Raw genomic sequence first — 25757 nt, 5'->3', positions numbered from 1 at the left:
TGGTGTTTTTAACTTTAACGGCCATTTAACACCCCAAAAAATCGTGTATTTTATAGTATCTTTGTAGCCCTTAAAATTTAAGTAATGAAAATTCCATTTTATAAATATCAAGGGACGGGAAATGATTTCGTGATGATTGATAACCGTCAACAATTAATATCCAAAAACAATACCAAATTAATTAAGAAGCTTTGCGACCGTAAATTTGGCATTGGTGGAGATGGGTTAATCCTTTTAGAAAATCCTGAGGTAGATGGAGATGATTTTAAAATGGTCTATTTTAATGCCGATGGGAACGAAAGTAGTATGTGTGGCAATGGCGGACGTTGTTTGGTAGCTTTTGCCAGGTTTTTAGGAATTATAGAAAACGAAGCAACTTTTACCGCGATAGACGGCCCCCATAAAGCAACTATTAATGATCACGAAGTGAGCTTGCAAATGCAAAATCTTTCAGAAATAAAGCAATTGGGGAACACTGCTTTTCTGGATACCGGCTCTCCGCATCACGTGGTTTTTACAAAAAATGTTACTGATCTTGATGTGAAAAAAGAAGGCGCTGTAATTAGGTATTCAGATGAGTATCTTAGTGCGGGCGGGACCAATGTGAATTTTGTAGATATGCAGGAAGATAATACCTTTCTCGTTAGAACCTATGAAAGGGGAGTGGAAGACGAAACACTTTCCTGTGGCACCGGCGTTACAGCCGTAGCTTTGGCCGCACACGCATCGGGGAAAGCGAATGGAAATATCGTAAAACTTATTGTTCCCGGTGGAGAATTATCGGTTTCTTTTAAGAAGGAAAATGAAATCTATACCGATGTGTGGTTAACCGGCCCGGCAGAGCAGGTTTTTAAAGGTGAAATAGTATGCTAAGTTTAAAAGGAGATAAGATATATCTAAGAGCCCTTGAGCCCGAAGATCTCGATTTTGTTCACGCTGTGGAGAATAACGAAGAGTTTTGGGAAGTAAGTGCTACTCAAACTCCTTACTCTCGCTTTATGATTAAGCAATACCTGGAAAATGCACACCGCGATATTTATGATGTAAAACAACTTCGCCTGGTAATATGTGATTTAAAGGATAAAGAAGTAGGACTAATAGATATCTTTGATTTTGAACCTAAAGATAGAAGGGCTGCCCTTGGTATTTTAATAGCCGATGCTTCAGAACGCGGAAAAGGTTATGGAGCAGAAGCTCTTGAGCTTATCTGTAATTATTGTTTTAAGCATCTTGCAATGCACCAGGTTTATGCGAATATTACCGGCGGGAACGAAAAAAGTGTAAAGCTTTTTGAAAATTTGGGCTTTGAAAGAGTAGGTGTAAAAAAAGATTGGACTTATTTTGAAGGCCGATTTAAAGATGAAATTCTATATCAATTGATCAATAAATAATGTATATTAAAAAAATTCTCCTGGCCATTGCCATTCTTGGACTTATAGGTCTTTCAGTTTTTAGCTATTATATTTATACCAGTATATTTTCGGCAAATACCAGTTTTTCAGAAGAAGAAAAGATGGTTTATGTGCCTACCGGGGCAGATTATCAAACCGTGATAGATAGCCTTCAGCCTTATATTGAGGATATGGAATCTTTTGATCTTGTGGCCAGCAAAAAAGGTTATGCTTCCAATATTAAACCGGGTAGATATGATATAAAATCTGGTATGAATAATAATGAATTGGTAAATGCCTTGCGTCGAGGGAATGTTCCTGTTAAGCTTACCTTTAATAACCAGGAGCGCCTGGAAGATCTTGCCGGAAGAATCGCCGAGCAAATTGAAGCCGATAGTACTGCTTTGATTAAAGCTTTTAAAGATGAAGAATTTTTAGCCGAAAATGATTTTACGCAAGCGGAAGCTTTAGCAATGTATATTCCCAATCAATATGAATTATACTGGAATAGTTCAGCCGAAGAATTTAGAAGCAGAATGAAACGTGAATACGAACGTTTCTGGACTGAAGAAAAGAGAAAGAAAGCTGAAGAAATTGGATTGAATCCTAAAGAAGTTTCCATTTTAGCTTCGGTAGTACATAAAGAAACAGCAAAAGTGGACGAACGCCCTAAAGTAGCGGGAGTTTATATGAACCGATATAAAAACGGCTGGAAGCTAGATGCCGACCCAACCGTGATCTATGCGCTTAAAAACAAAACGCAAAAATGGGATACTATAATAAAGAGGGTGCTTTATAAAGATCTGGAATTGGATTCACCTTATAATACTTATATGTATAAAGAATTGCCACCAGGTCCTATTTTTATGGCAGACATTTCGGCAATAAATGCAGTGCTCAATTATGAAGACCACGATTACTTCTATTTTGTAGCCGATGTAGAGAATTTTGGCTACCATAAATTTGCTAAGAATTTAGCGCAACATAACCGGAATAAGCAGGAATATGTGCGTTGGATTAATAAGCAAGGTGTAAAAAGATAAAAAAGATTTTTCTCCATAACTCTTAAGAAAGCTCTAACGGCTTGACTGGCGCTTTCTTATAGCCATGTTAAGCTCACTTGAAACTTTATAATTTGGTTAACACCTTGTTCTTCAGATTTTTAAATTTTGTTGTACATTTGCACGGCGAAATTGAAAGGGGTGTAAGTTTAATTTTTTAACTGAAACCGTTAACCTTTCAGAAACAAAATGTAATGAGAAGGAAAATTGCAAAATTTTCAATCTTGCCTGTTTTTGCAGGCTGCATGTTTTTCAGTTTTTCAACTAGAGAAGCAGCAAATCTGGAAATTGAAGGATATTCAACTTCCAACCTTGATCTAAACTATACCGTGGCCCTTGTTGAGGAAAGCGAATTAGCGAAAGATCTAAGCCTTAAAAGGCCTTTGCCTAAACTGGGGAAGTCCTATGATGGTTTTAAAGAAGCACTTGGTTTTAAAGAATCCCGTGGAAACTATCAAACCGTAAATGAGTTTGGCTATATGGGAAAATATCAGTTTGGTATTGGTACTCTCGAGTTACTCGGCATTTACAATGGAGCAGAATTCCTGAACTCTCCAGAACTGCAGGAAGCCGCATTTTACACGAACGCTTCCAGAAACAAATGGATCTTAATTCGAGATATTGCTCGTTTTGAAGGTAAAGTGATCAATGGAGTGAAAGTAACCGAATCTGGTATTCTTGCTGCTGCTCACCTTGCAGGTCCCGGAAGTGTAAAAAAATACCTGAGAAGTTGGGGTGCGCAATCTTTTAGCGATGCCTTTGGAACTTCTATAAGAAACTATATGAAGAAATTTGGAGGTTATGACACCTCTTTTGTTCAGCCAGAGCAAAATCCCAGGGTGAATATGAAAGCTTTTAGAGCTTAGATCTCCTTTTGAAATATAAATATAGCAGGCCTCTTATGGAGGTCTGTTTTTGTTTTACTCCATTCTGATACCGGTTTGGTTACAATGTACTCTGTAGGCAGTGTAAGATCACAAGCTACGCAAAGTCTTGTGGTTGGATGTAAAAGATGTAAAAAGTCTTCCAGTAACTTATTATTTCGGTAAGGAGTTTCAATAAAAATTTGAGCCTCCTGTTTTTCTGAAGAAAGTCGCTCTAAATCTTTAATTTCCTTTTTTCTTTCTTTTTTATCTATAGGTAAATAGCCGTTAAAGGTAAAACGCTGGCCATTCATTCCGCTGCCCATCATTGCCAGAAGGATTGAAGAAGGCCCTACTAATGGAATTACCTGTATTCCTTCGCTGTGGGCGATTTTTACAATTTCTGCACCTGGATCTGCAACACCGGGGCAACCGGCTTCACTGAGTAGGCCTATGTCTTTTCCCTCTTTACAGTCATTTAGAAAGGAAGGTATTTCAGTAGCTTCAGTAAATTTATTTAAGCTGAAAAACTTTAAAATAGATTGCTGTTTTTCCGGAAGTAGTTGTTTTATATGTCGGCGGGCTGTTTTTTCATTTTCAACAATATAAATATCCAGATCTTCCATAATTTCTTTTACCTGTATCGGTAAAACCTGCATGGGATTTGCAGCGCCCATAGTAGTGGGGATAAGGTAAAGTTTTCCTGAATATTTAAAGTCTGCCATTATGCTTTGTTTTCTTCCTTCAGCTGGTTTGCTATTTTTTCGCAAGCCTCATCAAGCATTTGGTACACATTTTCAAACCCGTGCTCGCCACCAAAATATGGGTCGGGAACATCTACGTTTTCCGCTGGGAAAATTTCGTCAAGGATCAATTGTACCTTAGCGCGATCGTCGTCGTTTCTGGCAAGGGAGATCACATCTTTAAAATTCTGATTGTCCATCACATAAATGCGATCGAATTTATCAAAGTCTTCAGCCTGGAATTGCCTTCCGCGCTGATAAGTAATATCCAGGTTGTTCTTTTTTGCTATCGCAATAGATCGTGGGTCTGGAGAGTCGTCTATATGATAATCTCCCGTCCCGGCCGAATCTACAAAAACCTGAGATTGGTCTACTTTAGATTTTAAAATTCCCTCGGCAAGCGGTGATCTGCATATGTTGCCGAGGCACACCATCAATACCTTAGTCTTCATAAAAAATGCGTTTATATAGTAAGTTTCTTGTTGAGGTCTTCAACAAATTTCTTGAATTGCTTATCTGTAGTAGATAAGTTATCTACCGTTTTGCACGCGTGTAAAACGGTGGCATGATCGCGTTTTCCAATTTGTGAACCGATACTTGCTAAAGAAGCTTTTGTGAACTTTTTAGCAAAGAACATGGCCAGTTGTCTTGCCTGTACAATATGCCTTTTGCGGGTTTTAGACTGCAAAGTTTGCACATCCATCTGGAAATAATCACTCACCACTTTTTGAATATAATCTATAGAAACTTCGCGTTTGGTATTTTTCACGTAGTTATCTACGATCTTTTTAGCGAGTTCTAAAGTGATATCTTTTTTGTTGAAAGAAGAGTGGGCTATAAGAGAAATAATAGCGCCTTCCAGTTCGCGAATATTTGTTTTAATATTATTAGCTAAAAACTCTACGATCTCTTCTGGCATTTCAACGCCATCGCGATAAAGTTTGTTTTTAATAATAGAGATCCTTGTTTCAAAATCTGGATGTTGTAATTCTGCCGAAAGTCCCCATTTAAATCTTGAAAGCAGGCGTTGTTCAATGTCCTGCATATCTACCGGTGCCTTATCACTGGTGAGAATTACCTGTTTTCCGTTTTGGTGAAGGTGATTGAAAATATGGAAGAATACATCCTGGGTTCCTGCTTTTCCTGAAAGCAATTGGATATCATCCACAATTAAAACATCAATGATCTGGTAAAAGTGAATAAAATCGTTTCGGTTATTTTTCTTTACAGATTCAATATACTGTTGTGTAAATTTTTCTGCCGAAATATATAAAACGGTTTTCTCTGGATATTTATCTTTAATTTCAACCCCAATTGCGTGTGCTAAATGGGTTTTTCCTAATCCAACCCCACCAAAAATAAGCAGCGGATTAAATGAAGTTCCACCCGGTTTATTCGCCACAGCTAATCCAGCCGATCTTGCCAATCGGTTAGAATCTCCTTCCAGGAAATTCTCGAAATTGTAACTCGGGTTTAATTGAGATTCGATCTTTACATTTCTAATTCCCGGAATTATAAAAGGATTCTTTAATTCGGGATTTTTATTCTTTATAGGGACATCTACTTCCTGGGAAGCCATGTTACTACGCTGGGTACTTGGAATTTTCTCGGTAAATGGCATTTTATTGCCGTAGGTATTCTCCATTTTGATCACGTAGACCAATTTCGCTTTTTCTCCTAACTCTTTAGTAAGCGAAACTTTTAAAAGCTTTACGTAGTGTTCTTCTAACCACTCGTAAAAAAACTTAGACGGCACTTGTATGCTAAGTGCACAATCCGTAAGCTTTACTGCTTGTATAGGTTCAAACCACGTTTTGTATGCTTGTGGAGTGATGTTATCTTTGATAAAAGCCAGACAGCTATTCCAAACTGATTGCGCAGTTTTTGACATGCTTAGTGTTGTATTATTTTAGATTAGTAGTGGTTTATAAGCAGTTAAAAGATATAGGGGTCTTTCAACTTGAGTAGAGCAAATATGTGAACAAATTATCTAATAAAAAAACCTGTTTAGGGTTGAATTTTAAGAAAAATTTATGCATACTTAAATCCGCTTATGAAAGTACAAAACCTCATTCACTTTACCTGTTAAATTCAATATGAAAAGTCACATATCTTATGTTAAAGTCCGTTATGCGGAAACCGATCAAATGGGAGTGGTACACCACGGGAATTACGCTCAATACTTTGAAATAGCCCGCCTTGACTGGCTCTCAGCACTAGGAATTTCCTATAAAACGATGGAAGAAAACGGTGTAATGTTACCGGTTTACGAATTGAACACAAAATTTTTAAGGCCTGCAGTTTTTGAAGATGAATTAGAAATTGAAGTGCAGCTGAAGGAACTTCCCTCGGTAAAAATTACTTTTGAATATTTAATTTATAATCAAAATAAAGAGTTGCTCACTAAAGCATTTACTACTCTTGTTTTTATGGATTCCAAAACCAAAAAACCAATTCGTTGTCCACAATATATTTTAGAGAAATTGAAATAAACTTTAATAATGCAATCTAGATAATTATAGAAACTTTCTCTTTCAAAAGAATCGTTATTAAGAGCGGAGCGAAGTAATCTCTAAATGCTTACTGGAATTTTATAAATTGCTTCTCTCAATTGTCATTGCGATAACAATTTCTAGAAAATTTAATCCTCTAATTTCTTAATTTCAACTTTATAAGTAGTATCAAATTTTTCAAAAATAGCTGCTGCATCTTTTTTCCTTACAGAAATATAGATCTTACAATCTAACTCCAGTTTTTGTTCAATAATATTGAGGTTATTTTCCTTTATTAATCGCATCACGATGTTCATTTCAGGATAATCAAAACTAATCTCGAAAAGCTCGTCTATGGTTCGTTTAACGATATTGGCTTCTTCCAGTGCCATTTGCGCTGCGGTCTTATAGGCATTTATAAGTCCGCCCACACCGAGTTTTACACCGCCAAAATATCTCACCACCACAATTAGAATGTTGGTAACCTCAAAAGATTGAATTTGCCCATAGATTGGCATTCCTGCAGAGTTGGAAGGTTCGCCATCATCATTGGCGCGATATTGAAAATCGGCTTCAGATTTTCCAAATTGCCAGGCATAACACCAGTGCCTCGCTTTGTGGTGCTTTGTTTTTAATTCTTCTAAATGAATATTTGCTTCTTCTTCTGTCCTAACCGGAAATGCGTAGCCAAAGAATTTTGAATTCCTATCCTTAAACAGGACTTCGGGCGAAGCTTTGGTTATGGTTTTATAGGTGTCTTTCATTATAGCTGAATTTTAAATCCGACGTCATTACGATCCCGATTTTTATCGGGAGAAGTAATCTGTATTTGGTTAGGCATTCGCAAATGAGATTGCTATAGCCACAAAAAAATGGCTTCACCATGACTAATAGAAACTGTTATTGGCTACTCGCCACCAAAATAATACTTATCACGGCTAGCGCAATTCCAATCCAGTTTTTCTTTAAGAGAACTTCTTTAAAAAGTACGATTCCCAGTATGGTTGAGGCTAAAACAATTCCCACGTGGTTCAGGGTAAAGATCACCGAATTTTCAAATCCCGGAGATCGCAGTGCCATTACTAAAAAATAGATCGAAAAATAATTGGGAATTCCCAGCGCAATTCCTCCCGCTATATTTTTCCAGGTAATTTTCAGTTTTCCTAAAACTGCCTGTCCAATTAAGATCGTGGTTCCAATGATTCCTGCAATTCCGAAAATGCTGGAAGAGAAAAGCCCGACATCGGTTTCCGAAACATAGAAATTTTCAAGGTAGTTTATTGTTGTGTCAATAATCCCACTGCCTACAAAAACCAGTAAAGGAAAAATGAGATTTTCTTTCTTGATGCTAATTCCTTTTTTCGTTTTAATAGAACTCAAATAAACCGCCGCGAGTGCGAGAATAATTCCGGTGACTTTTAAAAAACCCAGGCTTTCATTATAAATAAAGATTCCGAAGAAAACAGGAATCGCAACCGACATTTTGGTGGCTACCGAAACCACCGAAAGTCCACTGCGCTGTGTGGTAATTGCCGCAAGATTAAATACGGTTATAAACATAGCGCCCAGAAATACTGTTCCCAGGAACCAGGATTCTGAAGGGATTCTAACCAGGTCGTCAACACTTTCAATATAACCGAAAAAGCCCACGATACAGGCGATAAAATAATTGACGATGATGGCCTGGAGGGTGTTTACTCCATATTTTTTATACAGCCTGAAAACCACAAAAATAACCGTGGAAGAAAGTATACTAAGCAGTAGATAGATCAAAATAACTCTTTTTTAGCAGTAAATAAATCGATCACATCTTCGCGGGTAGGTTCAATGTTCCAGGTGTGAATTCCTAAATTTTTAGCGGCCTCGGTATTTTCTTTGGTATCATCTATAAAAAGGCATTCTTCTGGCTTTAAATCGTGTTGCTCCAGCACATACTCATAAATTTCGGCATCAGGTTTTCTAAAATTGATCTCGTGTGAAAGATAAAAAGCATCAAAACAAGCTTTAAAATCTTCAAAAAACGGTACATTTTCTTTAACCCAATCAATATGAATTTCGTTGGTATTGCTCAAAAGAATTAACTTATAGTTTTTTTCTGCAGAAAGCTTTTTTAAAAACTGGTAACGATATTCCGGGAAATCTATTAGAATCGCGTTCCAGGAATTTTTAAACTGATTTTCCTGAAGTTGAGAGTGTTCTGTTTGATAATATTTTACAAACTCAGTAGAAGAAATTAGCCCTTTTTCATATTGTTGGTTAATATCCAGCAAACTTTCTGAAAGTTCTTCGATTTTATATTTATTCATTTCGCGCATCGTAGCCGGTTTGTCCAGGTTGATGAATACGTCTCCAAAATCGAATATTATAGTTTTAATCATTCTTATAAAATTTTAAAGTATCCCGCTCCAGAGTGGTTTTAGAAAACATTTTTCCTGAAAACTCCGGTGCCTTTACGCCTTTATGAAATTCAGAAATTCCGGTAAAAACTCTCGCTTCATCCCAAAGATTGTTATCAGTAAAAGTCTGAAGCGTTTTTGCACCACCTTCAATAATAACCGATTGTAGGTTATGCCGGTAAAGCACCTCGCAAATTTGATTCGGCAGGTCCTGTTGGAAATCTAATTTTTCAAAGGCTAAATTATTATTGTCTGACTTCTTTTCATTTTCGGTTAAAACAATTGTTTTTATAGTGCCATCAAACAATGCAGATTCTTCCGGAATTTTTAATTTTTTATCTATCACCGCCCGAACCGGGTTTTCGCCCTTCCAAAGCCTGGTATTTAATTTAGGATTATCGGCAATCGCGGTGTTGGTGCCTACTAAAATAGCCTGTTCTTCACTTCGCCATTTATGCACTAGTTGTTTTGAATATTGATTCGTGATCCAAACCGGTTCTCTTTTTTCCTGAATTTTCGGAGCGATAAAACCATCGGCGGTTTGCGCCCATTTCAAAATAATATAGGGGCGTTTTTTTTGATGAAAAGTGAAAAAGCGTTTGTTGAGGTCCTGGCATTCTTGCTCCAAAACTCCTACCTGCACTTCGCAACCGGCTTCCATTAATTTTTTAATGCCCCGTCCGGCAACTTCAGCAAAAGGATCTACAGCGCCAATCACCACTTTTTTAATGCCTTTGGCGATAATTAGATCACTACAAGGCGGCGTTTTTCCAAAATGGCTGCAGGGTTCAAGACTCACATAGATGGTAGATTTTTTTAAAAGCGATTTATCTTTCACAGAATTTACTGCGTTTACCTCGGCGTGTGGAGCGCCTGCCTTTTGGTGCCAGCCTTCGCCAATAATGCTATTTTTATGAACAATTACGCTGCCTACCAGCGGATTGGGATAGGTTGCTCCCAGTCCGTTTTTGGCCAGTTCGATACAGCGTTTTATATATTTTTCGTGTATATTCACGCCACTAAAATAGGATTATTTACCAAGAATGAGCACGCTAAAAATACGGGAAATTCAACCCGAAGACAATCAACAAGTTGCCGAAGTAGTTAGAACGGTTTTAGTAGAAATGGGCGTTCCTAAAGTTGGCACCGCCTATGAGGACAAAGCACTTGACGATATGTTCGCTACTTACCAGCACCCGCGAATGAATTATTTTGTGGTAGAAGAAGATGGAAAGGTTATTGGTGGCGCCGGAATTGCCCCGTTAATTGGACTGGAAGAAAAAATATGTGAACTGCAAAAAATGTATTTTCTCCCTGAAGCTCGAGGTAAAGGTTTGGGGGCGCAGATGATGGATACTTGCTTAAAATTTGGGGAAGCCCAGGGTTTTGAACAGTGCTATATTGAAACCTTGCCCTATATGGAAAGTGCGCGAAAACTCTATGCCCGCAGCGGATTTAAATCTTTAGAAAAACCTCTCGGAGACACCGGTCATTACAATTGCACGATGTGGATGATTAAGGATATTTGAAAGTTTTTAAAATTCAAAGTTTAAGATTCAAGAATAAAGAGAATAGAGAAGAGAGCAAAGAATCAAGACAAAAGAATAGCTTAAACACCAAACCGAGAACTTACAACCGACAATCCACAATCCACAACTGGAAAGATGAAACTAAAAGCACAAAAAGAAATTTTCTTTAATGAGCTGGAAAGCGAGTATCGGGCGGAAGAAGTGTTTTCCTTTTTCTTTTTATTAACCGAAGCATTTTTTGGAATAAAACGTCTGGACCTGGCTCTAAATCCTGAAACTGAAATTGATGAAAACCAGATTCAGAAATTAGATGCAGCCTTAGTTCGTTTAAAAGATCATGAACCCATTCAGTATATTATTGGGGAAACAGAATTTTTCGGATTGACTTTTAAAGTTGATAAAAATGTACTGGTGCCAAGACCGGAAACCGAAGAATTGGTGCAATGGATTTTAGATGATTTCGCTTCCGAGAAAAAAGCATTGAAGATCCTGGATATAGGAACCGGCAGCGGCTGCATCGCCATAAGTCTGGCGAAAAATCTTCCAAAAGCTCAGATTTCAGCAATTGATATTTCTGAAAAAGCCTTGCAAATAGCGAAAATCAATGCTGAAACTAACAATGCTGAAACTAACAATGCTGAAATTAATTTTATCCAGGAGGATATTTTAAAAACCGACGCTTTCATTGGAAGCTGGGATATTATAGTATCTAACCCGCCCTACGTTCGGGAGCTGGAAAAAAAAGAAATGCATCGCAATGTTTTGGAGTATGAGCCCGAAACTGCTTTGTATGTTAAAGACGAAGATCCTTTACTTTTTTATAATAAAATTACGAGATTGGCCAAAGAAAGTCTCAATCCTGGTGGAAAGCTTTATTTTGAGATCAATCAATACCTCGCAGATGAAACTGAAAAGATGATGCAAGAGCAGGGGTTTGTTACCGAGAAACGAAAAGATATTTTTGGAAATTACAGGATGCTAAAAGGAATCGCGCATAATATTTAAATATGAGAAACTTTATAATTCTAATAATCTGTGGTCTGGTCATTACTTCGTGTAGCTTTTTCGAAGGAACCGGAGTTGATTTTGAAATTCAAAATAATACGGGCAGGACATTAAATAAGGTTCAGATTAAAACAACCGATGGTTCTAAAACTTCAATTTTCAATAAAGTGGAATCAGGCAAATCAGTTTCCGGATTTCTAAAAATGGATACTGATAAAAATGATGGAAGTTATATCCTGGAATTTAAAAGAGAAAATGAAGAAATTGAGAAGTATATGAATGGATATTTTTCAAATGGGGCTGCAATGAGTCATAAAATAATCTTTGAGATTGAAAGGGATACAGTCTACTTTAGTACAGAACATTACTATTAAATAGCTAGACTGCGTTGTATTGGAAAATCGCGTTACGGCTTAATAAATTGGAATTATTTTTACTTTTCTGGGGTAAAGTTTAAAGGTTCCTTTTGTAATATAATTTTTAGAATAAAAAAGAAACGATTTGGAAAATAATAAGAATCAACTCAAAAGAATTGCTGTTTTTTGCGCAAGCAGCGAAGGTAATGATGAAAAGATTTATACCGAATCTTATCGCTTAGGTAAAGTCTTAGCGCAAAAAAATATTCAACTCATTTTTGGTGGAAGTAAACTTGGTTTAATGGGGCAGGTAGCTGCCGGAACACTGCAAAATGGAGGTGAAGTAATTGGGGTAATTCCAGATTTTTTGAAAACCAAAGAAGTGGTACATACCGGTTTAACCGAATTGATCACTACTAAAGATATGCACGAGCGAAAGTTGAAAATGCACGAATTAAGTGACGGTTTTATAGCACTTCCTGGTGGTTTTGGAACTTTCGAAGAGCTTTTTGAAATCGTAACCTGGGGTCAATTGGGGCTGCATCAAAATCCCATTGGGCTTCTAAATATCAACGGATTCTACGACGATCTTATCGCGATGCTTAAAACAATGGTTCGCAAAGGTTTGCTTAGAAAAGAGAACTTTGATCTTTTGCTTATCGCTGAAAATATAGAGGAGCTCCTGGAAAAAATGCATAATTTTAAACCTATGCCGGTTCCCAAATGGATGAATAAAGATCAGACCTAAATTAAAACATTATGAAAATCCAGAAACTTCAAATATATAGCGGGAATTTAAAAGAACAACTGCGTTTTTATCGCGATACCTTAAATCTAAAGGTCACCGATAATAGCGATGATTATTTTGAAGTTGAAACCGGATATTCCACTTTAAGATTTCAGCAGAAAGAAAACGCAACAGCTTATCATATCGCATTTCATGTTCCCGATAATCAACATAACGAAGCCCTGGAATGGGTAAAAGAAAGGGTTCCCGTTTTACGAGGAAACGGACAGGAAATTATAGATTTTTTAGACTGGAGTGCAAAATCACTCTATTTCTACGATAGAGACCAAAATATTATTGAATTCATTTCCCGGGAAAGTTTGAGTAAACCGGAGTCGGCATTATTTTCAGAAAAAAGTATTTTAGGAATTAGTGAAGTTGGACTGGTAACTGAAAATATTAAGGAGAAATTCGACTTTCTACATACCAACTTTGAATTAGAAAAATATGATGGCGATTTTGAGCGTTTTTGTGCTATTGGTGATGACGAAGGTTTGCTCATCACCATAAACCAAAAGCTTAAAGATTGGTTTCCTACAGATGATAAAGCCTATAAATCTGAATTTAAAATGGAATTTACGCAACAGGGAAAAAAGCACTCCCTTGTTTTTGAAAACGATAAACTAAAAGCTCAGCAATAACTTACCAACCTTTTATGAGTACCGAAGAAAAGATCAAGCAGTTACGCGAAGAATTACACCGCCATAATTATTTATATTATATAGAAGATAGGCCCGAGATCAGCGATTACGATTTTGATATGAAGCTGAAAGAATTGCAGGAGCTGGAAGAAAAAAATCCTGAATTTGATGATCCTAATTCTCCCACGCGTCGTGTAGGTGGTGCGATAACTAAAAATTTTGAGACTGTAGTTCACGATTATAGAATGTATTCGCTTTCAAATTCCTACTCTAAAGAAGAATTGGAAGACTGGGAAAAGCGAATCGAAAAATCTATTGGTGGTAAAGTACAGTATGTTTGCGAATTAAAGTACGATGGCGCTTCTATTAGCCTGACTTATGAAGATGGTAAATTAAAACGCGCGGTTACCCGTGGGGATGGTTTTCAGGGAGATGATGTGACTAATAATATAAAAACCATAAGATCTGTTCCTTTAAAACTGAAGGGCGAATTTCCGCAGAAATTTGATATTCGGGGCGAAATTGTTTTGCCCTATGAAGGTTTTGCAAAAATGAATGCCGAAAGAGTAGAAGCCGGGGAAGAACCTTATGCTAATCCAAGAAATACCGCTTCTGGAAGTTTAAAACTCCAGGATAGTGCAGAGGTCGCGAAAAGGCCTTTAGATTGCCTGCTCTATAGTTTGGTGGCTGATAGTTTACCGGTAAAGTCACAATTTGAAGGCCTGGAAAAAGCCAGGGATTGGGGCTTTAAAGTTCCGCCTGAAGCCGAGTTAAAAAATAGTATTGCAGAAGTGTTGGATTATGTAAACTACTGGGACCAGCACCGCCACGATTTACCTTACGAAACCGATGGGGTAGTGGTGAAAGTAAATAGTTTTGACCAACAGGATGAATTAGGGTATACCGCTAAATCCCCGCGCTGGGCAATGGCTTATAAATTTAAAGCTGAACAGGAAAGCACTAAGCTAAATAAGATTACTTACCAGGTTGGGAGAACAGGAGCAATCACTCCGGTTGCCAATCTTGAGCCGGTACAATTAGCCGGAACCACGGTGAAACGGGCTTCTTTACACAATGCCGACCAGATTGAGAAACTGGATGTACGCGAAGGAGATACCGTTTTTGTAGAAAAAGGCGGTGAAATTATTCCTAAGATCGTAGGGGTTGACTTTACCAAAAGGGATCCGGAAACTCCTGAAACCAAATATGCCGAAACCTGTCCTGTATGCGATAGCGAATTAATTAGAAAGGAAGGGGAAGCTCAGCATTACTGCCCTAATTATAATGGTTGTCCGCCTCAAATTATAGGAAGAATCCAGCATTTTATTTCTCGAAAAGCAATGGATATTGAAGGCCTGGGTGGTGAAACCGTGGCTTTGTTGGTGAATGCTAATTTAATCACCAATTATGCAGATCTCTATACCCTGAAAAAAGAAGATGTTCTTCCGCTGGAACGAATGGCAGAGAAATCGGCGGAAAACCTGATTAGTGGAATTGAAAAATCTAAAGAAATTCCTTTTGAACGGGTTTTATTTGCTCTTGGAATAAGATATGTGGGCGAAACCGTAGCTAAAAAACTCGCAAAACATTACGAAAATATAGATGCCCTGGCTTCGGCTTCAATCGAAGATCTTACGGCGGTTGACGAAATAGGAGAACGAATCGCCGAAAGTGTAACCGATTTTTTTGCTTCCGAAGAAAACAGGAAAATCGTTCAGCGTTTAAAGGACTACGGACTCAAATTGGAAATTGCTGCCGAAGAACTGGAAAACCAGAGCGATTTACTTGAGGGAAATACTTTTGTGATTTCCGGGGTTTTTGAAAAAGTTTCCAGGAACGAACTCAAAAAAATGATAGAAGATAATGGCGGAAAAGTTTCCGGCTCTATTTCAGGAAAAACCGATTATCTGGTTGCAGGCGAAAATATGGGACCAAGCAAACTGGCAAAAGCCGAAAAACTAGGAACTAAAATTGTGAGCGAAGACGAGTTTTTAAAGATGCTTGAGTAACTTATTCAAAAAAAGATCGAGGTTTAAACTTTTAAAATTTAAACCTCAATCTTGACTCCGTTTGTTTCAATATTATTTTTATCGTCTAAATAAAAATCAATTCTGCCCAGGAAAAGTCCGTAACACCCCACCTGGTTCACCAAAACTTTTTTGCCGGCTTTATTGGTCTCTACAGTTGGTTTTTCAAGAAAAGTATGGGTGTGGCCGCCAATAATGAGATCTATATTCTCGGTGCTTTGCGCTAGTTTAATATCAGAAATTTTATCGCTGCTGTATTTATAGCCCAAATGCGAAAGGCAAATAACCAGGTCGCAATTCTTTTCTTGTTTTAGAATTCGGCTTTGATCCTGCGCAATTTCTATAGGATCCAGGTATTTTGTTTCCTTGTAAAGACTGTCGTTCACCAGGCCCTGTAGTTCAATTCCCAAACCAAAAATCCCAATTTTCACTCCGTCTTTAGTGAAAATTTTATGATCGTGGGTGTGCCCGTCCATCACCGTATTGCTGAAATCATAATTGGAAGAGATAAAATCGAATTCGGCATGCGGAAGTTGCGCATATAATCCATCTATCCCATTATCAAAGTCGTGGTTTCCAATGGTGGCTGCATCATACTTCATCTTGCTCATCAGCTTAAATTCCAGTTCACCGCCATAGAAATTAAAGTAAGGGGTTCCCTGGAAAATATCCCCGGCATCTAATAATAATGTATTCGGGTTTTCATTTTTAATCTGCTGAATTAAAGTCGCTCGCCTGGCCACTCCACCCATATTAGGATTCCTGGAATCATCGGGTCCAAAAGGTTCTATATGGCTATGCACATCGTTGGTGTGCAGAATGGTAATATGCTTCTTGTAATTTGATTTAAATGAAAGTGAGCTTAAGCCACCAATTCCTATAAAAGCAGTTGCTGCTGAGGTTTGTTGTATAAAATTTCTTCTTTTCATCTCTTTACTTTCTTATAAACCTATTGTCTTTATCTACTTTTAAGGTGTCTACTTTCTTAAAGTAATCTATAATAGCATTTCGCAATTTATAGTCTACTTTATACAATTCGATTGGATTTTTAAAAAAGCTCATATTATCGCCGCCTTGCTGCAAATAATCTGAAGTAGCTACAAAATAGGTTTTATCTTCATCAATCTCTTCATCGTTTATTTTTGCGCTGGTAACTTTGTAATCCTGATCCATTTCAATCTGGATTCCACTAACGGGATGAGCGGTTTTTGCTCGTTCCAGGTAAGTAAGCATTTCTTTAATTTTTTCTCCGGAAAGTTCAGCTACCACGATTTCATTTTCAAAAGGCATTAAGGCATAAGCACTTCGGGTAGAAATATTTCCTTTGTTTAGGCCAGATCTAATTCCGCCGTGATTAAGCAAAACCATATCTATCTCGTTTCCTGTTCTGCTTTTAAAAACAGAGCCGGCTTGCTCCATAACCACATCGGCCATTAGATTCCCTATCGCAGTATTTAGATCGCCGTCACTTTTTACCATAGCGCGGGGATTGTAAGCCAGGGTGCTGTCTAAAGTTTTGTTTAAATGCTGTTTAAAGGGCTGTATAAATTCTTCTATTTCAGCATTTGCTTCAATCTTTTCGTCTATAGCGATGCGCTGGCCTTTAATTTCAGCAGTTTTAATCGAATTTCCTTTGCAGCTTAGAACGATTATGGCTAGTAACAGATAAATACTTAAGCGGAGTTCTTTCATTTAAATTTTATTAAAAAAGCAAAGATAAATAGATTATCTGGCTGAACTAAAGTTTTGCTTTTCAAAATTCGGCAGTAATTCAGCGAAAAAATCGAGCATTATATCGAAAAAATCCTGCATGATCTCAAAAACGGCAATGCTAATGCAAAAAATATAAATATAGCCGTAATATTTTTATATTTTCGGCTCGCAATTTAATGGAAATGAGTCTTTTTCAGTGTTTATTGTTACTTCTGTTTCCGCTATTGGGGGTGAATTTATATGCCACCATAGGAGATATTGATTGGTTAATGCGGGCCACTCAGCTTATATTTATTCTGGGGGTTTTTACTATTTATTTAAAGCGTAATAAAAAACCAGCTTATAATGCAATTATATTTTTCAGCTTCTTCTTGTTAGCCCAAATAATCTGCTTAACCTTCCCGGGCTTTAACTTAGAACTTCTTTTATTGTTATGTTATATGGGTGCCTATTTTGGCTTAAGCAGGGAAGCTTTTCAGCATACACAACGGCAAACTGCTACTAAAACCATACTTGTATATTTTATCTTGCTAATTGGTGTAAATACCTATTTATTATTGACGCACGTTATTGAATTAAAAGGTTATATGAGTAGTGACCTGGAGTTTGGAATTTATATATTTTATTACCTTAATTTGCTTATTCTTGGTATTGTAGCGCTTATTTATTATTTAAACTCCTATTCAAAGAAATCGGTTTATTTTATTACCCTGGTGCTGGCTTTTATATTCGCTGATGTCTTTAGAGATGCGGCACATTTCTATTTAAAAGACTCTGCCATTCTAATAACAGGTAATTTTCTTTGGTTTACCGGCCTGTTATTCTGCCTGTTCTTTTTCCTCACACCAGAGCGTAAACTTCGCCTGATGAACCTTGTGTAATTTCCTCAAAGATGTTTTAATTCTGTTTATTTTTTAACAGAAAAATCAAAGCTGTTAAATATGTGCTTCATTTGAAAACCAGAAGTGAATTTTACTTTCTGAAATTGGCAAAATCAATACATTTGCTGCCCGAAAATTTTGCATTTTTCACTCTTTTCAGGAAATAGGGCAATAATTTTCGATTATCATCAAAACAAAAAATAGAATGAAGTCATTTATTGGTACCGGTGTAGCTTTGATAACTCCTTTTAAGGAAGATTTATCTGTAGATGTGCAAGCACTGGAGAACCTGGTGGAAAACCAGATCGCAAGTGGAGTAGATTACCTGGTGGTTTTAGGTACAACCGCCGAAAGTGCCAGTCTTGATAAAAAAGAAAAACAACTTGTAATAGATACCGTAGTTAAACAGAATAATAAACGCCTGCCTTTGGTTTTAGGTCTTGGGGGAAATAACACGCGCGTGGTATGCGACGAGCTAGAGTCCGGCGATTTCTCAGGATTTGAAGCTATACTTTCGGTTTCGCCTTTTTATAACAAACCAACCCAGGAAGGCATCTACCAGCATTTTAAAGCTGTAGCTGCTGCTTCACCACTGCCCTTAATTCTTTATAATGTGCCGGGAAGAACCGCTTCAAATATGCTTCCGGAAACTATAAACCGAATCGCTAGAGATTTTGATAATATTATCGGTGTGAAAGAAGCCGCCGGGGATATGGTGCAGGCTATGAGATTAATAAGCCTGGTGCCAAAAGATTTCCTTGTTATTTCGGGAGACGATATGCTTACTTTACCTATGACCTTAGCCGGAGGAAAAGGTGTAATCTCGGTAATCGCGCAGGGAATACCTGCAGAATTTTCTAAAATGGTTTCACTTGGTTTAGAAGGGAAACCGGCTAAAGCTTATGAGCTTCATTATAAAATGCAGCGATCTATAGATCTAATTTTTGCAGAAGGAAATCCTGCCGGAATTAAAGCTTTGCTCGCTCAAAAAGGAAGCATTAAAAATCACCTAAGATTACCTTTGGTAAAAGCGACTTTAGGACTTCAACAGCAAATTGAAGATTTCCTGAAAAATTTTAAATAAACGAGCGGGGGTATTTAAGTCTCGATTATCGAGTAAATTTTAAAAACTAATTTTAGAGACTGTCTATAAAGTCTGGTTTCGTCAAGCTGAACTTGTTTCAGCTTTTAACATGTTTTGAATATCAACATCTTAGATTTTGAAATGAATTCAGAATGACGGTTTAAAAGCTTTTCAGATAGTTTTATTTTTTCAGCAAGTACTTTCATTTTTCCATTTTCAGTATAATAAGGAGTTAAAAGGTTATTTAAGGCGGGTACACAAAGTTTTTTTTATACTGAAGAAAAATGTACTTTTGCCAGATGTTTTTACAAATGATGAAGAAAGCAATTTTATTAGCGGCAGTTTTAATGCTAACAGTGTCCTGCGGGGAATATCAGGAATTACTTAAAAGCGATGATAGCGGAAAGAAATATAGCTATGCCGAGCAGTTATATAACGAAGCCCAGGAAGAAGGCGACAAACGTAAATATCGCAAAGCTTTAAGGTTGTTTGAACAAATTGTTCCGGAATATCGCGGGAAACCCCAGGGAGAAAAGCTTAGCTTTTTGTTTGCGAACACTTATTATGAATTGGGCGATTATTACCTTTCTTCATACGAGTTTGAGCGTTTTCAGCAATCTTATCCTAATAGTGAGAAAGTAGAAGAGGCAGCGTTTAAAAAGGCAAGAAGTTTTTACGAACTTTCCCCCAATTATGCTCTGGATCAAACCGATACCGATAAGGCAGTTGCAGAACTTCAGGCTTATCTAAATACTTATCCGGAAGGGGAACACGTAGAGGAAGCCAACGATATGGCAGCTGAATTGCGTATAAAACTGGAAAAAAAGGAATACGAAATTGCCAAACAATATCATTTAACGGGAGAAGCAAGAGCCGGAAATTACCGGGCTGCTATCACTTCGTTTACAAACTTTTTAGCTAATAATCCCGGGTCTCCCTTTAGAGAAGGCGCGCATTATTATAGGTTCGATTCGGCTTACCGATTAGCTATTAATAGTTTTAGGGATTTAATGGAAGAGCGCCTTAGAGAAGCGCTGGAATATTACCAAACTTACAAAAAGTATTATCCGGAAGGCGAGTATATTGAGCCTATGGAAGCTTCAGCAGAAGATATAAAATCACGCTTACAAAATTTTTAATAGTAGAAGAAAGATGGATATTAAAAAGACAGACGCACCAATTAACACAATTACCTTCGATAAGAACAAGGTAGACGAGCCAACTAATAATATATACGAGGCTATTTCTGTGGTTGCAAAAAGAGCAAACCAAATCAATTCTGAGATCAAAAAAGAATTATTGGAGAAGCTTGACGAATTTGCTACCTATAATGACAGTCTTGACGAGATCTTTGAGAATAAAGAGCAAATTGAGGTTTCTAAGTTTTACGAAAAACTTCCAAAACCACATGCACTTGCTATGCAGGAATGGTTAGACGGTAAAATCTATTACCGAAACACCAAAGATTCTGAAGCAGAAGCTTAATTAAGATGTCTGTACTAAAAGGCAAAAAAGTGCTTTTGGGCATAAGTGGCGGTATTGCTGCCTACAAATCTGCATTTTTAGTACGCTTGTTTATTAAAGCCGGTGCACAGGTAAAAGTTGTGATGACGCCGGCTGCCAAAGAATTTGTTACTCCGCTTACACTTTCTACCCTCTCTAAGAACGAGGTCTTTTCTTCTTTTACAGAAGATGATGAAGATGAGCAATGGAACAACCATGTAGAACTCGGCCTATGGGCCGATTTTATGGTTTTGGCCCCTGCCACAGCCAATACCTTATCTAAAATGGCGTCGGGGAACAGCGACAACTTTTTGCTCGCAACCTATCTCTCAGCGAAGTGTCCGGTTTTCTTTGCACCTGCAATGGATTTGGATATGTATAAGCATCCTTCCACAAAAAATAGTTTTAAGAGCCTTAAGTCCTACGGAAATATCATGATCCCCGCAGGAACCGGTGAACTTGCCAGTGGTTTAAAAGGCGAGGGGAGAATGGCAGAACCGGAAGAGATTATCGAATTTCTGGAAGCTTATTTTTCTGAAAACTTACCTCTGCAGGGAAAGAAAATTTTAATTACCGCCGGTCCAACCTACGAGGCTATAGATCCGGTTCGTTTTATTGGAAACCATTCCAGCGGTAAAATGGGTTTTGAGCTCGCTAAAAAGGCCGCTGAACTTGGAGCTGAGGTAATCCTTATTTCCGGTCCTACACATTTGGATATGGATGATCCAAAGATCAACCTAATTAGAGTGGTTAGTACGAGAGAAATGTACACTGCCGTACATAATCATTTCGAAAATGTAGATGTGGCTATTGCTGCTGCAGCGGTTTCAGATTATAAGCCAAAGATTGTAGCGGCGCAAAAAATTAAAAAGGCCGAAGAAAACCTAAGCCTGGAACTTACCAAAACCCAGGATATTCTCTTATCGATGGGGAAAAAGAAAACCCATCAAAAACTAATTGGTTTTGCTTTAGAAACTAATAACGAATTGGAACACGCCCGGGGAAAACTGCTTAAGAAAAATCTCGATTTTATCGTGTTGAATTCTATGAACGATGCCGGCGCCGGTTTTAAAAAGGATACCAATAAGATCACGTTGGTTTATAAAGATTCTGAAAAGGCTTTTGATCTAAAATCTAAGGCCGAGGTTGCAGCCGATATTTTAAACGAAATTGTACATTTGTTAGATGCGTAAATTGCTATTTCTTATTCTTTTAGTGGCTGGGATGCCTTTTGCTGTCGCCCAAGAACTCAACTGTGAAATAGTGATCAATACCGAGCAAACAGGGCAAAGTAACCTTTCTGTTTTTAGAACTTTAGAAAGTTCGCTTAGGGAATTTGTAAATCAAACTTCCTGGACCGATAAAGAATTCGAGCCGGGAGAACGCATTAATTGCAGTATGTTCATCACCATAAATGATTTTGAAGGTGAGTCTTTTAGTGGAACTATCCAGGTGCAATCTTCAAGGCCGGTATACGGGTCTGGAATGGTGAGCCCAATTTTTAACTTTAATGATAATCAATTCAGTTTTAATTACAGGGAGTATCAGCCTTTAAATTATAGTCAAAACTCTTATTCCAGCAACCTGGTTTCTGTAGTTTCTTTTTATGTATATACCATTTTAGGAATGGACGCCGATTCCTTCGCACCCGAAGGCGGCACCGAGTATTACCAGGAAGCCAATCGAATTGTAAATCTTGCGCAACAAAGCGGTAGAACCGGTTGGAGTGGCGCCGATGGTCAAAGCTCTCGTTTTCGTTTAAATTCCGATCTGCTTTCCAATATGTTTACCGAGTATCGCAATGCTTTGTATCAATATCATCGCCAGGGATTAGATGTAATGCATAAAGATCCTGAAGTCGGGAAAATAGCTATTGCAGATGCGATAGAAGGTTTAACCACTATGAATTCCAGGCGGGCAAATTCTTTGCTGGTTAGAACTTTCTTTGATGCCAAAGCCGATGAAGTAACCCAGATCTTTAGCGGAGGGCCAGATATTAATCGCCCTCGTTTTAGCGAAACTTTAAGTAGCCTGGCACCGCGATATGCCCGAAACTGGAGAAATATTCAATAATAGATTTTTACTCGATCGTCGCGGTTTAAAAGTTGAATATTCGTAAACACTCATACTTTAAAATTCAGACGTCACCCTGAACTGGTTTCAGAGTTTGCTTCGATTTTTGTCGGAGGTCTAAGTTGGGTAGGTACTATTCGTGTTAGATGCTGAAACAAGTTCAGCATGACGATTTTTTCATAAATTAACTTTTATGAGGGAAATCGATATTAATTTAAAAAGTATTATTTCTTTAGCAAACGTCTGTATAATCGAATTTTTTCCTTTTGATATAACTTCCGGGTTTACCCAAAGTTTATTGTTGATTAGGAATAATTTCTCCCGTATATTTAGCCCAAATTTAGTTCACTTTGCTCACAGCTCTATCCATAAAAAATTACGCCTTAATTGAAGATATCAATATTAAACTTCAAGAAGGTTTTACCATTATTACGGGAGAAACCGGTGCCGGTAAATCTATTATGCTGGGCGCACTTGGTCTCCTTTTAGGTAACCGTGCCGACTACGGAAGTATTCGCGATGCCGATAAGAAATGCGTGATAGAAGGTTCTTTCAATATTTCTAATTACAGGCTAAAAGATTTCTTTTTAACCGAAGATCTGGATTATGAAGAAAACACCATTATTAGGCGTGAAATTCTGGCTTCAGGGAAATCCCGGGCTTTTGTAAACGATACGCCGGTAAAACTGACTTCTCTTAATAAACTAGGAGAGTATTTAATAGATATTCACAGTCAGCACGAAACTTTAAGTTTGGGAAATAACGATTACCAATTCCAGGTAATCGATACTATTGCTAATAGCGATGCTTTACTCCTGGAATATAAAACCGAACTTAAAGCCTATAAAAAGTTACAAAAACAACTTGTTGAATTAAAAGAACAACAGGCACAGGCTACCAAGGAATACGATTATAACTTGTTTTTGCTAAACGAACTTGAAGAAGCACGTTTAGAAAACGGGATGCAGGAAGAGCTGGAAACCCGTTACGAAGAACTGAGTAATGTTGAAGAGTTAACCGAAAACCTGAGTTCAGCTTTAAATTTGCTGGAGCAGGAAGAAATAGGAAGTTTAGACAGCTTAAAACAGGCTCGCACTGCTTTAGCCAAAATCGCCAGTTTATCTTCAAATTATGAAAATTTACATCAGCGTATTGAAAGTGTAATTATTGAGCTGGACGATCTTTCTACTGAAGTAACCGATGCCTTAGATAGGGTAGAAGCGAATCCTGAAGAACTGGAAGCTACCAATCAAAAGCTTCAGTTGATCTATAATTTACAGAAAAAACATTCCGCAGAAAATATTGCCGAATTACTACAAATAAAAGAGGAATTGCAGGAAAAAGTTTCGGTAAGTGAAAATGCCGAAAATGCACTTTCAGAATTAGAGAAAGCCATTGTACAACAAGAAACCAAATTGGGAACTGTTGCTGCAAAACTTCACGAAAAACGAAAGGCAATTATCCCGACTTTTATCAAGGAAGCCGAGACTTTATTGGACGACCTGGGGATGCCCAACGCCCGATTAAAAATAGAACTTAAAAAATCAGGAAGCTTTCTCGCTAACGGGCAGGATGAATTATTCTGGTACCTGGCGGCGAATAAAGGCGGAGATTTTAAGGAAATTAAAAAAGCGGCTTCTGGCGGGGAACTTTCAAGGATTATGCTGGCCGTAAAAAGTATCCTGGCAGCGCAAAGTAAACTGCCCACAATAATTTTTGATGAAATAGATACCGGGGTTTCCGGAGATATCGCCCAAAAGATGGCGGGGATTTTACAGCGCATGGGGAATTCTATGCAGGTAATTGCAATTACCCACCTGCCGCAAATTGCCGGGAAAGGAAATAGTCATTTTAAAATTTTTAAAGAAGATTCAGCTAATGCTACTACCACCAAGATCGAAGAACTAAAAGATGGCGAGCGGGTAGAGGAGCTGGCGATGATGCTTGGTGGCAAAAATATTGGAGAATCGGCGCGGGCTCACGCACGTGCACTTTTAGATTAAGACAATGTTCCGAAACTAATTTTATTATATTTACCCGATAATAGAGTTTTTAAATAATTTTCCCATTAAATTATCAAGAGCAGAGCTAATTTATGGGCTAACAACCAAGAAAAATATATCACTATGTCATATAACCTGTTAAAAGGAAAAAAAGGAATTATTTTTGGCGCTTTAGATGAGAATTCTATCGCCTGGAAAACTGCTGAACGTGTTAAAGAAGAAGGCGGGGAATTTGTTTTAACCAATGCTCCTATCGCCCTAAGAATGGGAACTATTAAAGAATTGGCTGAAAAGACCGGTTCTGAAGTTATTCCTGCCGATGCTACTAAAATTGAAGACCTGGAAAACCTGGTTGAAAAATCTATGGAAATTCTAGGCGGAAAAATTGACTTCGTACTTCACGCTATCGGGATGTCGGTAAACGTGAGAAAAGGAAATCATTATACCGAGCAGAACTACGATTTTACTCAAAAAGGCTGGGATATTTCTGCGGTTTCTTTCCATAAAACCATGCAGGTGCTTTACAAAAAAGAAGCGATGAACGAGTGGGGAAGTATTGTAGCGCTTAGCTATATGGCCGCACAACGTGTATTCCCAGATTATAATGATATGGCCGATAATAAAGCCTTTTTAGAATCTATAGCGCGTAGTTTTGGTTATTTCTTCGGAAAAGATCATAAAGTAAGAGTGAACACTATTTCACAATCGCCAACCCCAACTACTGCTGGACAGGGTGTAAAAGGATTTGACGGATTTATCGCTTATGCCGATAAAATGTCGCCGCTTGGTAATGCCACTGCATTAGAGTGCGCCGATTATACCGTGAGCTTGTTCTCTGATCTTACTAAAAAAGTAACGCTTCAAAACCTTTTCCACGATGGTGGTTTCTCAAATATGGGAGTAAGCCAGGAAGTGATGGAGTCTTTTGTAAAAGGGCAGGAAGAGAAGTAAAATTTCTTCACACTGGACTTGTTTCATAAATAGGATTTTAACAGAGCCTATACCCTGAAACAAGTTCAGGGTGACTTTTTTTTTACGTGATGCTGCTCCGAGAATTCGGGGTATTTAAGCATTTAGCATGATATAAACTTTTCCTCGACTTAGACCTCCGATGAAATCGGAGCAAGCACTAAAACCAGTTCAGGCTAAGTAGAAAAGTAGTTTCAGCGTGATATTGATTTTGAATAAAGAGTTCACAATTAACGTCAC

At 37.8% G+C, this 25757-nt stretch carries 28 protein-coding genes; 19 read left to right on the top strand and 9 right to left on the bottom strand.

Annotation, left to right across the window (positions count from 1 at the left end; translation table 11 throughout):
* Positions 1 to 84 precede the first annotated feature (84 nt).
* From dapF to APB85_RS12580, 4 genes are all read left to right on the top strand, one after another.
* Positions 85 to 873 carry a diaminopimelate epimerase gene (gene dapF / locus APB85_RS12595; RefSeq protein ID WP_057481369.1) on the top strand — a complete coding sequence of 263 codons (789 nt, stop codon included), beginning with the start codon at positions 85 to 87 and terminating at the stop codon, positions 871 to 873.
* Positions 867 to 1391, top strand: a complete 525-nt coding sequence (locus APB85_RS12590; protein WP_057481370.1) for a GNAT family N-acetyltransferase — start codon at positions 867 to 869, stop codon at positions 1389 to 1391. The genes dapF and APB85_RS12590 overlap by 7 nt, the downstream gene beginning before the upstream one ends.
* Positions 1391 to 2434: an endolytic transglycosylase MltG gene (mltG, locus tag APB85_RS12585; protein ID WP_057481371.1), complete on the top strand. Its 1044-nt coding sequence runs from the start codon at positions 1391 to 1393 to the stop codon at positions 2432 to 2434. The genes APB85_RS12590 and mltG overlap by 1 nt, the downstream gene beginning before the upstream one ends.
* A 212-nt stretch (positions 2435 to 2646) precedes the next feature.
* Positions 2647 to 3318, top strand: coding sequence for a hypothetical protein (locus APB85_RS12580; RefSeq protein ID WP_057481372.1), 672 nt, complete (start codon positions 2647 to 2649; stop codon positions 3316 to 3318).
* Here the strand turns inward: APB85_RS12580 and APB85_RS12575 are convergent.
* The 3 genes from APB85_RS12575 to dnaA are packed head-to-tail and all read right to left on the bottom strand — an operon-like array spanning position 3315 to position 5949.
* A complete protein-coding gene (locus APB85_RS12575; RefSeq protein WP_057481840.1) occupies positions 3315 to 4040 on the bottom strand; it encodes an SAM-dependent methyltransferase in 726 nt (241 codons plus the stop codon). The genes APB85_RS12580 and APB85_RS12575 overlap by 4 nt on opposite strands.
* Complete coding sequence (locus APB85_RS12570) at positions 4040 to 4510, bottom strand: low molecular weight protein-tyrosine-phosphatase (protein WP_057481373.1); 471 nt, start codon at positions 4508 to 4510, stop codon at positions 4040 to 4042. The genes APB85_RS12575 and APB85_RS12570 overlap by 1 nt, the downstream gene beginning before the upstream one ends.
* An 11-nt stretch (positions 4511 to 4521) precedes the next feature.
* Positions 4522 to 5949 carry a chromosomal replication initiator protein DnaA gene (dnaA, locus tag APB85_RS12565; RefSeq protein ID WP_057481374.1) on the bottom strand — a complete coding sequence of 476 codons (1428 nt, stop codon included), beginning with the start codon at positions 5947 to 5949 and terminating at the stop codon, positions 4522 to 4524.
* A 205-nt stretch (positions 5950 to 6154) separates the two neighbouring features.
* On the opposite strand from dnaA, the gene APB85_RS12560 reads away from it, so the two are divergent.
* The gene (locus APB85_RS12560) at positions 6155 to 6550 is read left to right on the top strand and encodes an acyl-CoA thioesterase (protein ID WP_057481375.1); all 396 of its coding nucleotides are present in this window, start codon (positions 6155 to 6157) and stop codon (positions 6548 to 6550) included.
* A 149-nt stretch (positions 6551 to 6699) separates the two neighbouring features.
* Here APB85_RS12560 and APB85_RS12555 read toward each other — a convergent pair whose 3' ends face one another.
* The 4 genes from APB85_RS12555 to ribD form a co-directional block, all read right to left on the bottom strand.
* Positions 6700 to 7314, bottom strand: a complete 615-nt coding sequence (locus APB85_RS12555) for an IMPACT family protein (protein ID WP_057481376.1) — start codon at positions 7312 to 7314, stop codon at positions 6700 to 6702.
* A 136-nt stretch (positions 7315 to 7450) separates the two neighbouring features.
* Positions 7451 to 8323: an EamA family transporter gene (locus APB85_RS12550; protein WP_057481377.1), complete on the bottom strand. Its 873-nt coding sequence runs from the start codon at positions 8321 to 8323 to the stop codon at positions 7451 to 7453.
* Complete coding sequence (locus APB85_RS12545; RefSeq protein ID WP_057481378.1) at positions 8320 to 8928, bottom strand: HAD family hydrolase; 609 nt, start codon at positions 8926 to 8928, stop codon at positions 8320 to 8322. The genes APB85_RS12550 and APB85_RS12545 overlap by 4 nt, the downstream gene beginning before the upstream one ends.
* Positions 8921 to 9961, bottom strand: coding sequence for a bifunctional diaminohydroxyphosphoribosylaminopyrimidine deaminase/5-amino-6-(5-phosphoribosylamino)uracil reductase RibD (gene ribD / locus APB85_RS12540; RefSeq protein WP_057481379.1), 1041 nt, complete (start codon positions 9959 to 9961; stop codon positions 8921 to 8923). The genes APB85_RS12545 and ribD overlap by 8 nt, the downstream gene beginning before the upstream one ends.
* A gap of 28 nt (positions 9962 to 9989) precedes the next feature.
* On the opposite strand from ribD, the gene APB85_RS12535 reads away from it, so the two are divergent.
* From APB85_RS12535 to ligA, 6 genes are all read left to right on the top strand, one after another.
* Positions 9990 to 10475: a GNAT family N-acetyltransferase gene (locus APB85_RS12535; RefSeq protein WP_057481380.1), complete on the top strand. Its 486-nt coding sequence runs from the start codon at positions 9990 to 9992 to the stop codon at positions 10473 to 10475.
* A gap of 135 nt (positions 10476 to 10610) precedes the next feature.
* On the top strand, positions 10611 to 11480 hold the full coding sequence (prmC, locus tag APB85_RS12530; RefSeq protein ID WP_057481381.1) for a peptide chain release factor N(5)-glutamine methyltransferase: 870 nt from the start codon (positions 10611 to 10613) through the stop codon (positions 11478 to 11480).
* 2 nt (positions 11481 to 11482) lie between these two features.
* Positions 11483 to 11854, top strand: a complete 372-nt coding sequence (locus APB85_RS12525) for a hypothetical protein (protein ID WP_057481382.1) — start codon at positions 11483 to 11485, stop codon at positions 11852 to 11854.
* A gap of 127 nt (positions 11855 to 11981) precedes the next feature.
* Complete coding sequence (locus APB85_RS12520; protein ID WP_057481383.1) at positions 11982 to 12584, top strand: LOG family protein; 603 nt, start codon at positions 11982 to 11984, stop codon at positions 12582 to 12584.
* 11 nt (positions 12585 to 12595) lie between these two features.
* Positions 12596 to 13264 (top strand): VOC family protein, encoded by a 669-nt coding sequence (locus APB85_RS12515; RefSeq protein ID WP_057481384.1) that lies wholly within the window; start codon positions 12596 to 12598, stop codon positions 13262 to 13264.
* Between the two features lie 14 nt (positions 13265 to 13278).
* Positions 13279 to 15273 carry an NAD-dependent DNA ligase LigA gene (gene ligA / locus APB85_RS12510; RefSeq protein WP_057481385.1) on the top strand — a complete coding sequence of 665 codons (1995 nt, stop codon included), beginning with the start codon at positions 13279 to 13281 and terminating at the stop codon, positions 15271 to 15273.
* A 38-nt stretch (positions 15274 to 15311) separates the two neighbouring features.
* Here ligA and APB85_RS12505 read toward each other — a convergent pair whose 3' ends face one another.
* Both APB85_RS12505 and APB85_RS12500 read right to left on the bottom strand, forming a co-directional pair.
* Positions 15312 to 16220: a bifunctional metallophosphatase/5'-nucleotidase gene (locus tag APB85_RS12505; RefSeq protein WP_057481386.1), complete on the bottom strand. Its 909-nt coding sequence runs from the start codon at positions 16218 to 16220 to the stop codon at positions 15312 to 15314.
* A gap of 4 nt (positions 16221 to 16224) precedes the next feature.
* Entirely contained in the window at positions 16225 to 16983 is a 759-nt protein-coding gene (locus APB85_RS12500; protein ID WP_057481387.1) for a 5'-nucleotidase C-terminal domain-containing protein, read from the bottom strand.
* Between the two features lie 203 nt (positions 16984 to 17186).
* On the opposite strand from APB85_RS12500, the gene APB85_RS12495 reads away from it, so the two are divergent.
* From APB85_RS12495 to APB85_RS12460, 8 genes are all read left to right on the top strand, one after another.
* On the top strand, positions 17187 to 17885 hold the full coding sequence (locus APB85_RS12495; protein WP_103294462.1) for a hypothetical protein: 699 nt from the start codon (positions 17187 to 17189) through the stop codon (positions 17883 to 17885).
* A gap of 205 nt (positions 17886 to 18090) precedes the next feature.
* Positions 18091 to 18969, top strand: coding sequence for a 4-hydroxy-tetrahydrodipicolinate synthase (gene dapA, locus APB85_RS12490; RefSeq protein WP_057481389.1), 879 nt, complete (start codon positions 18091 to 18093; stop codon positions 18967 to 18969).
* A gap of 311 nt (positions 18970 to 19280) precedes the next feature.
* The gene (locus APB85_RS12485; protein WP_308429999.1) at positions 19281 to 20108 is read left to right on the top strand and encodes an outer membrane protein assembly factor BamD; all 828 of its coding nucleotides are present in this window, start codon (positions 19281 to 19283) and stop codon (positions 20106 to 20108) included.
* Positions 20109 to 20121: 13 nt separating this feature from the next.
* Positions 20122 to 20454 carry a DNA-directed RNA polymerase subunit omega gene (locus APB85_RS12480; RefSeq protein ID WP_057481391.1) on the top strand — a complete coding sequence of 111 codons (333 nt, stop codon included), beginning with the start codon at positions 20122 to 20124 and terminating at the stop codon, positions 20452 to 20454.
* A 5-nt stretch (positions 20455 to 20459) separates the two neighbouring features.
* Complete coding sequence (gene coaBC, locus APB85_RS12475; protein ID WP_057481392.1) at positions 20460 to 21665, top strand: bifunctional phosphopantothenoylcysteine decarboxylase/phosphopantothenate--cysteine ligase CoaBC; 1206 nt, start codon at positions 20460 to 20462, stop codon at positions 21663 to 21665.
* A complete protein-coding gene (porD, locus tag APB85_RS12470; RefSeq protein ID WP_057481393.1) occupies positions 21658 to 22545 on the top strand; it encodes a type IX secretion system protein PorD in 888 nt (295 codons plus the stop codon). The genes coaBC and porD overlap by 8 nt, the downstream gene beginning before the upstream one ends.
* 350 nt (positions 22546 to 22895) lie before the next feature.
* Positions 22896 to 24548: a DNA repair protein RecN gene (gene recN / locus APB85_RS12465; protein ID WP_057481394.1), complete on the top strand. Its 1653-nt coding sequence runs from the start codon at positions 22896 to 22898 to the stop codon at positions 24546 to 24548.
* Positions 24549 to 24671: 123 nt separating this feature from the next.
* Positions 24672 to 25499 (top strand): enoyl-ACP reductase FabI, encoded by an 828-nt coding sequence (locus APB85_RS12460; RefSeq protein ID WP_057481395.1) that lies wholly within the window; start codon positions 24672 to 24674, stop codon positions 25497 to 25499.
* The last annotated feature ends 258 nt before the right edge of the window (positions 25500 to 25757 follow it).

Source organism: Salegentibacter mishustinae, assembly GCF_002900095.1.
GTDB lineage: Bacteria > Bacteroidota > Bacteroidia > Flavobacteriales > Flavobacteriaceae > Salegentibacter > Salegentibacter mishustinae.
Note: the sequence above shows the minus strand (reverse complement) of the source record. Positions and strands in the feature narration are given on the sequence as shown.